Below are 7,676 nucleotides of genomic sequence, written 5' to 3' on the forward strand. Positions count from 1 at the left end.
ATTCGCGCTCCGCGTCATGCCGCAAGCTGCCCGGTTTCTATCGGCGTGAGCTGCTCTGCTGACCGTAACATCAAGGCAAAGATTGACGAAAACGGCCTCTGGCTCGAAAAGATGGAACACCATCCGGAAAACTACATTCCGGCTGGCAATGCCGTGAATCTCGCTCCGGCAGTTGAAATCGACCTTGACCGCCCCATGAAGGAAGTGCTCGCCGACCTCACCAAGTATCCGGTGAAGACGCGCCTCAGCCTCAAGGGCACGATGATCGTGGCCCGCGACATGGCCCACGCCAAGATCGCTGAAATCTTCGACAAGCAGGAACGCGGCGAAGAACTCACCGACGAAGAAAAGACCGTGCTCAAGGTCGTGTCCGACCACCCGATTTACTACGCCGGCCCGGCCAAGACTCCGGCAGGCATGCCCACCGGTAGCTTCGGCCCGACGACGGCAAACCGCATGGACCCGTACGTGATGCGCTTCCAGAGCAAGGGTGCTTCGATGATCATGGTCGCTAAGGGCAACCGCAGCCAGGATGTCACCGACGCCTGCAAGAAGTACGGTGGATTCTTCCTCGGCTCCATCGGCGGTCCGGCAGCCATCCTTGCTGAACAGAACATTCTGAGCAACGACATCGTGGCCTTCCCGGAACTCGGCATGGAAGCCATCCGCAAGATCACCATCAAGGACTTCCCCGCCTTCATCTTGGTCGACGATAAGGGCAACAACTTCTTTGAAGGCTTGATCTAAAGGTCGTTGCCCTTGCGCCAAGCGGATGCGGCTCGTATTAACGAGCCGTAGAAGCGCGGAGTATTTGGCTTCGTATGTTCTTTGCTGCGGTAGCCAAATACGGAGTCTCATTGGGGCAACAACTTCTTTGAAGGCTTGATTTAGTTTGATTGTGTCATCCTGAGCGAAGGCACAAAGTGCCGTAGTCGAAGGATCCAGACCCGAGTTAAACAAAAAATCCCGTCGGAACAACCGGCGGGATTTTCTTATATTACTTTATCCGTAACCATACGCCACTCACCGGGTTTTAAATCGCCGAGCGGGATGTTCCCGATTTGCACGCGAATCAAACGCAGGGTAGGGAACCCTACCGCGGCGGTCATGTGGCGTACCTGACGGTTCTTGCCTTCGATGAGCGTGAGGCGCACCCAACTGGTGGGAATGTTCGCGCGGAATCGCACCGGCGGATTGCGCGGCCAGAGCCAATCGGGTTCGCTTGCGATTTCGGCTTTGCAGGGCTTGGTGTGATATCCCTTGATGTCGACGCCCTTCGATAATTTGCGGACCGCGTCTTCGGTAATCTGCCCGTCGACCTGCGCCAAGTATGTGCGCGGGTGCTCGTATTTCGGGTCCAGCAATTTCTTGATGAGTTTCCCGTTGTCCGTGAGCAGCAATGCGCCTTCGCTGTCGTGGTCTAGTCTGCCTGCCGCATATACTCCCGGCGGAAACCCGAACGTGTCGAGTGCCGCGTGCCCGGATTCGGGCGTAAACTGGCTTAGTACGCCGAAGGGCTTGTTGAAGAGGATTACGGTGGACATTTGGGCGAAAGGTAGAAAAGCTATTCCATATTGTAATGAAAGAATCAAAAAATCTTTCCAAAAAACTGGTTTTGTAAATAATAGTTTTCGTACTTTATTTTTAGGGTTAACGATAAAGCTAGGAGGTAATACCATGAAACGCGTAACGTTAACAATGGTAATCGCTGTCGCGATGCTTGCAACGTCTTCGATTGCGGCCAACAAGGTAAAATCCAAATTGGGCAATGTCGATCTCACAATGCAGCGCGGTGGCGGAGAAGTGGTCTGCACGGCCAATTTCTACGACGAAATGACGATTGTCAGGGAGTCGGACGCAGAAGTCCTCGTCAAGGGGGCTTGCGGTCAGGGCTGGGTAGAAAAATCGAAAATCGAGTATGTAGCCGCTAAACCCGGAGACAATTCGATTACGATGGAAAACTTCGATGTGCGTGCTTGGATTGACAACAAGACCGCATTCGGAGTGTTCAGCGACCACTATGAAGACTTCGACGGCGTGAATATCGACCGAGACTTCAAGGAGTACTTGGTACACACGCTGGATCGAGAAAAAATGGAAATGAGCCGCGGTGAAAACTGAGCCCGGTTTGGCCTGACCCGAACGGATTATATTCCATACAAATTATTGCCCCGGTAGGCGCCGCCGGGGTTTACGTTTTTTGAAAGCAAAAATGATGATTTTGGCGATAAATAATATATATTAGGGGCATGATCGATATCTACGCTTTGTCGAAAAACCCGCTTGTTTTCCAAAAGACGAGGACAATCACCTCGGCTTATATTGACGTATCCGGAAAGATGGGACTTGCCCAAACTGTACTCATGGTTCAGGACAACATAACCGAAAATTTCGGATCCATCAAGATGGACAACTTCGTGGTGAAGGAAAAGGGCGGCTTCTGGGTCGTTTACAAGGCGAAGTTCAAGTTCCTGCGCAGGCCGTACTGGCGCGACAAGGTGGTGACCACGTCGTTCCCGGCGGATAACCAGCTGATTCGACTCAACGAGAATACGGCCATCACGACTGTCGAAGGCGACCCGATCATCTTCGCCAAACAGGAGATGTGTTGCCTCAGCATGGACAGGCATCGTCCGATGCGGCTTTCGTCCGTGAACTTCCCGACGGAAGGGTTCCCGGAAGCGTTCATTACCGATGACTTTGACCGGTTCAACGTGAAGCCCGAGGAATACAAGGAAGTCTACCGGCAGAAGGTTTTGCCGCAGCATATCGACATGTCGCATCACATGAACAACATCGAGTACGTGAAGCTCGCATTGAACGTGTTCAGCGCTTCCGATTTGGAACTCTGCATTCCGTCGGCTCTGGAAATCCACTACCTGGGCGAATCGAAGGAAGGGCAGACCATGAAGATTTTCCGCGCCGACCACAACGGTGCGACCTACATGCGTATTCTCGACGAGACCGACCGTCCCGTCTTCGAAATGAAACTACGCATGATGTAGTCTTTGCTTTGTCACCTTGGAGGCCCTGCAAAGGAGCCGATAGGATTCAAACGCTTTGGGTTATACCAGAAAATCGAAGAACTCGGGCCGGTGAAAATCCGGCTTTTCTGTTTCTATCGGGAAGGCGCTCAGGTAATGCGGCGTCTTCGCCTTGTCGGCGCACTTGTACAGGTTCCCGCGCAGTTGCACGCCTTCGAAGGAATGCAGCCCGAACAGGCTTGCGGGAATCCGGATGCTCACGTTCCAGCTGATGAAATCCCCGATGACGCTCGCGAGTTGCTTCGAGCGTTCTATCTGCGCAAGGCGCGCGCTGCTCAGCGGCGTGCGGTTCTCGCGGTCGGGGCCGTGTGCCGCAAGGATGAACCCGCGGCTCGTCGTCTCGAAATTGTAGTATTCGGAATGGTCCGACGGATTCTCGATGAAGATTTCGACGCAGGAGTCTTCCCAGCTGTTGCCGCCGTCTTCCATGACTTCGGAGCGGAAGCAGTCCAGCGGTTCTTCGACAAAAAAATCAACTTGGAGAAAAGCGCCGTCGTTATGGACGTTTGCCATCACGGTGGGGAGCGCAATTCCGCAGTTCTTTTCCCAGTTCATGTTCGGTTTCAGGAGCATGTGATTAAAATAGATAAATCAGTGATTTAAGCGATTAATCACCCCATGGCTTGTTGCCGATATGGCGGTTCCTGCGCAAAAACGGCAATTTCATTTTGGCACGCTTCTTGCAAATAGAGTTGTGCCCCGCGGGTGTTCGGCTCATGCATTGCCGGCCGCGGGTTCACATCAAATTATAGGAGGCCATACCATGGCAGAAAAAAACAATGCAGAAAAGGCTACCGCCGTCCAGGCGAGCGTAGAAACCAGCGGCGCAGAAAGCAAGGGCGCCGAATCCAAAAATGCCCAGTCGAAGGACAAGGCGCTCTCGTCTTTCGATTGCCTCGCCGTGACGCAGGTGCAGGTGTTCCCGTTCAAGGAAGGCCCGAGCCTCGGTCACATGAAGGGACTGGCGCAGATTGTCCTTAACGACCAGATGGTCATTCGTGGCCTTCGCGTGATGGACGGCGTGAACGGGCTTTTTGTCAGCTACCCGCTCGATCCTTTCTACAAGGGCGAAGACTTCAAGTCCATCTGCAATCCGATTACGCGCCAGTTGCGCGAACATATTGAAAATTGCGTGCTTGAAAAGTACCAGGCCGCTGTAGCATAGGGGTGTCCTTTGTTCTATAGAATCCGCTCGTATTGCCTGTTTGGAATCAAGGCCGTTCCCGTAAGCGTTGAAGTCGACGCTTCGCAGGGGCTGCCCGGCTTTACTTTGGTCGGACTTCCCGACAACGCCGTCCGCGAATCCCGCGAGCGCGTGGTGTCGGCGATACGGTCCATAGGAAAGGTCGTTACGGGATTCCGGACGACAGTGAATCTTTCACCGGCGGATTTGCGGAAAGAGGGAAGTGCCCTGGACCTTCCGCTGGCGATAGGGATGCTTGTGTCTACCGGCGAGATTGGCGTCGAGGAAATCGAACGCTATGTCTTTGTCGGGGAGCTGTCGCTGGACGGGCTTTTGAAACCGGTAAGAGGGGTCTTGGCCATTGCGATGAGCCTGTCTCGCGATGACAAGAACATCCTGGTGATTCCGAGGGCGAATGCCTCCGAGGCGTCGCTGGTGGAAGGTCTTCGCTATGTCTGTTTTGATTCTCTTGGGGAGTGTGTCGAATTTTTGGAAAGCGGGAATTTGGATTTGGTTGCCACCGCATCGGGAATGTCGCGGGATGACTGCCTGTCGGTTTCCCGCGATGTTCCCGATTTCAAGAACGTGGTGGGCATGGACGGTGTCAAGCGCGCGCTCGAGATTGCGGCCGCGGGCGCCCACAATTTTTTGCTGGTTGGTTCGCCGGGGGCGGGCAAGACGTTGTGCGCTCGGTGCTTGCCGGGAATCCTTCCCGACATGACGGACGAGGAAGTTCTCGAGACTACGTGCATCCATTCCTGCGCTCGCCGATCGGGCGATTCCGCGGAATTCAAGCCGGTGGTCGTTCGCCCGTTCCGCACGCCCCATCACTCTGCGTCGATGGTCTCGCTGGTGGGCGGCGGCTCCCGGCTTTTGCCGGGAGAGGCGAGCCTCGCGCATAACGGCGTGCTGTTCCTCGATGAGTTGCCAGAATTCAACCGCTGCGTGCTGGAGGCATTGCGGGAACCCATGGAAGACGGGTTCATCTCGGTGAGCCGCGCGAGCGGTACCGTAACCTGGCCGGCGCGCTTCATGATGGGTGCGGCGATGAACCCATGCCCCTGCGGGTTCGCGATGGACCCCAAGCGCGTGTGCACGTGCCTGCCCGATGCGCGCAAGCGCTACCGCGAAAAAATATCGGGCCCGCTGTTGGACCGCATCGACATCCAGGTGAGCGTTCCGCCGATGGAGGCGTCCGCTCTGGTGGACGCCCGTGAACGCGAAAGTTCCGCCGATATCCGCAAGCGGGTGTGCGAGGTGCGCGCCATCCAGCGCCGCAGGTTTAAGGACCTGCCGTTCAAGTCGAATGCGGAAATGTCTTCGGAATACGCGAAGAAGTTTGCGGGCATGTCGCGCGAGGTGGAACGCTTCGCCGTCTCCGCTGCCGATAATATGAACCTGAGCGCCCGCGGGTTCTACCGCATGCTGAAGGTCTCGCGCACCATCGCGGATATGCGCGGCGCCGAGGTCGTGGAAATTCAGGATATATCGGAAGCTCTGCGGTATAGGACCATAAACTGAAAGGACCGCTTCGAAGCGGTCCTCAATCTTAACGTCTGACGCGGATGCTCGATTCGGCTCCGGCGCAGTTCGGGATGGCCTGCGGTTTGCGGATGCTGACCTCGGCTACCTGCGCCTTGGGGTAGTTGTCCAGGATGTGCTTGGCCGTTTCGAGCACGAGGGTTTCCTCAAGCTGGAATTGCGCCATGCGGATAAATTCCTGTAAATCCTGGGCGAGTTGCGCGTAGTCGATGGAATGGATCAGGTCGTCGTTCTGGGCGGCCAAGGTAAAATCAAGCCATACGGAGACGTTCAGCACTACGGGCTGCTCGTTTTCCCTTTCGTAGGGGAGCGTCCCGAGGATGCAGTTGAACTGAATGTCTTTGAGCGAGATTTTACCGGTTTCGATTACCATACGAAGAGTACGATAGCCGCAGTCAGGGATACTGCAGTCACGCCGAACCAGAGGTTGCGGGCGAGGGTGTAGGAATCCCTGGTGTTCTTATTGACTTCCATGCGCCTTTCAAGATCTGCAAGGCTGTAGGGAGTGCTTGTGGGGTAAGAGGCGAATTGCTTGAGAGCGACCTCGCAGGCGGCAGGTTCCTTGTCGCTGGCGCAGTCCGTCTTGATCCTATCTATGATGTTCGAGTGCAACTTGTCGAGATCGTCATAGGCGTCGCTAGCCTTGTTGCCTTCCATCTGCTGTGTTACGCCGATAATGGCGCTGGTCACGGCAAGGGCGGAAAGGGCGATTGCGCTCCAGAAGCGAACTTCGTCGGCGATACCGAAACGGTCGGTCGCATTTTCGGAAGCGTCGCTCACGGCGTAGTCGCGTGCATCGGCCTTGGCGTTCGATTCGTCAATGTCGCCGGCGACATCGACTTTGTCTTCATCATCGTCTTCGTCTTCGCAATCCGGATCGTAGTCGTCACATTCTTCTTCTTCGCTAGAGGCGACTTCGGGTGCGGCAGACGGCTCGGCGGAAGCTTCTTCGGCGGAAGCGTCATCGGCCTTCAACTGGACCATTTCTCCATCGACGAAAGCGACTGCGGTCGTGAAACCGGGGATGTAGACGGCCTTGCCGTCGAAATAGACCTTTTCGATATCATCTTCGAAGGGCATGCCGCGACGGGCGTAGAGCCTCGTGGTCACGAGCTTGCTGTATTCGACGCCTTCCGCTTTAAGCGGGACGAGCTTCGAGAGGTCGCCCTTGCCGCCCTGGAAGAGCTGGTAAGCTGTGGGCTGCTCGCCGAACGGGTCCGTGAACTTCTGGCGGACGACCAAACGGCCATCCTGGAGGGAACTGACCTCGTCTGCCGGAGCGGTCTTTAGCTGGCCGCCGAATTCGGCTTTGATGTAGCTGTCGGGGGTACCGGCATCACTTGCTGTAAATTCTTCAATATCGTAAGAACCGGCGAACGCCGTGACGATGGAAAGGCAAAGAGCCAAGAGAGTTAAACGCTTCATTATGTATTACTCCAAATGGACTAATTTTTAAGGAAATATATAAAAAAAAAACGAAATGTTTAAAAAAGTAAGGAAAATTGATTCTTTTTACCCCATTTTATGACGTAGAACAATCTTTATTGTGTTTTTTGTGGGATTTTCCCGAGAAAAATTCTAATTTTAAGCCCGTAAATTTTAACCCCAAAAGAGGATCCCATAATGGCAAAGCTCTCTATTGAAGATCTCGAACTCGCCGGCAAGCGCGTGTTCATCCGTGTTGACTTCAACGTTCCGCAGGACAAGGTGACTGGCGAAATCACCAACACCAAGCGTATCGAAGCCGCTCTCCCGACCATCCAGTACGCTCTCGACAAGGGTGCAGCCGTCGTGCTCGCTTCCCACCTCGGCCGTCCGAATGGCGAAAAGAACATGAAGTACACCCTCGCTCCGGTTGCCAAGAAGCTCGAAGAACTCATCAAGAAGCCGGTGAAGTTCCTCGCTGA

10 protein-coding genes are annotated in these 7,676 nt (G+C 54.8%); 6 read left to right on the forward strand and 4 right to left on the reverse strand.

Annotated features, from left to right (window positions below; genetic code table 11):
* The coding region (locus tag IK012_RS10015; RefSeq protein WP_290953889.1) for a FumA C-terminus/TtdB family hydratase beta subunit at positions 1 to 747 on the forward strand (747 nt) is incomplete at its 5' end.
* Positions 748 to 992: 245 nt separating this feature from the next.
* Here IK012_RS10015 and IK012_RS10020 read toward each other — a convergent pair.
* Entirely contained in the window at positions 993 to 1,544 is a 552-nt protein-coding gene (locus IK012_RS10020; RefSeq protein ID WP_290953892.1) for a pseudouridine synthase, read from the reverse strand.
* A gap of 133 nt (positions 1,545 to 1,677) precedes the next feature.
* Between IK012_RS10020 and IK012_RS10025 the strand changes: the two genes are divergently transcribed.
* Together IK012_RS10025 and IK012_RS10030 are read left to right on the forward strand one after the other, a co-directional pair.
* A complete protein-coding gene (locus IK012_RS10025; protein WP_173380199.1) occupies positions 1,678 to 2,121 on the forward strand; it encodes a hypothetical protein in 444 nt (147 codons plus the stop codon).
* Positions 2,122 to 2,249: 128 nt separating this feature from the next.
* A complete protein-coding gene (locus IK012_RS10030; RefSeq protein ID WP_173383346.1) occupies positions 2,250 to 3,005 on the forward strand; it encodes an acyl-[acyl-carrier-protein] thioesterase in 756 nt (251 codons plus the stop codon).
* A gap of 60 nt (positions 3,006 to 3,065) precedes the next feature.
* Here the strand turns inward: IK012_RS10030 and IK012_RS10035 are convergent, their stop codons facing one another.
* Positions 3,066 to 3,617, reverse strand: a complete 552-nt coding sequence (locus IK012_RS10035; protein WP_290953897.1) for a carbohydrate-binding family 9-like protein — start codon at positions 3,615 to 3,617, stop codon at positions 3,066 to 3,068.
* Between the two features lie 190 nt (positions 3,618 to 3,807).
* Between IK012_RS10035 and IK012_RS10040 the strand changes: the two genes are divergently transcribed.
* Together IK012_RS10040 and IK012_RS10045 are read left to right on the forward strand one after the other, a co-directional pair.
* Positions 3,808 to 4,209 (forward strand): SpoVG family protein, encoded by a 402-nt coding sequence (locus IK012_RS10040; protein WP_290953900.1) that lies wholly within the window; start codon positions 3,808 to 3,810, stop codon positions 4,207 to 4,209.
* Positions 4,210 to 4,218: 9 nt separating this feature from the next.
* Positions 4,219 to 5,748 (forward strand): YifB family Mg chelatase-like AAA ATPase, encoded by a 1,530-nt coding sequence (locus tag IK012_RS10045; RefSeq protein WP_290953903.1) that lies wholly within the window; start codon positions 4,219 to 4,221, stop codon positions 5,746 to 5,748.
* A gap of 28 nt (positions 5,749 to 5,776) precedes the next feature.
* Here IK012_RS10045 and IK012_RS10050 read toward each other — a convergent pair whose 3' ends face one another.
* A complete protein-coding gene (locus IK012_RS10050) occupies positions 5,777 to 6,142 on the reverse strand; it encodes a dihydroneopterin aldolase (RefSeq protein ID WP_290953906.1) in 366 nt (121 codons plus the stop codon).
* Positions 6,136 to 7,194 (reverse strand): hypothetical protein, encoded by a 1,059-nt coding sequence (locus IK012_RS10055; RefSeq protein ID WP_290953909.1) that lies wholly within the window; start codon positions 7,192 to 7,194, stop codon positions 6,136 to 6,138. Before IK012_RS10055 ends, IK012_RS10050 begins: the two co-directional genes overlap by 7 nt.
* 198 nt (positions 7,195 to 7,392) lie before the next feature.
* Here IK012_RS10055 and pgk point away from each other — a divergent pair.
* On the forward strand, positions 7,393 to 7,676 hold a 284-nt coding region (gene pgk, locus IK012_RS10060; RefSeq protein ID WP_290953912.1), incomplete at its 3' end, for a phosphoglycerate kinase.

Origin of the sequence: Fibrobacter sp., assembly GCF_017551775.1 — a bacterium.
Classification (GTDB): domain Bacteria; phylum Fibrobacterota; class Fibrobacteria; order Fibrobacterales; family Fibrobacteraceae; genus Fibrobacter.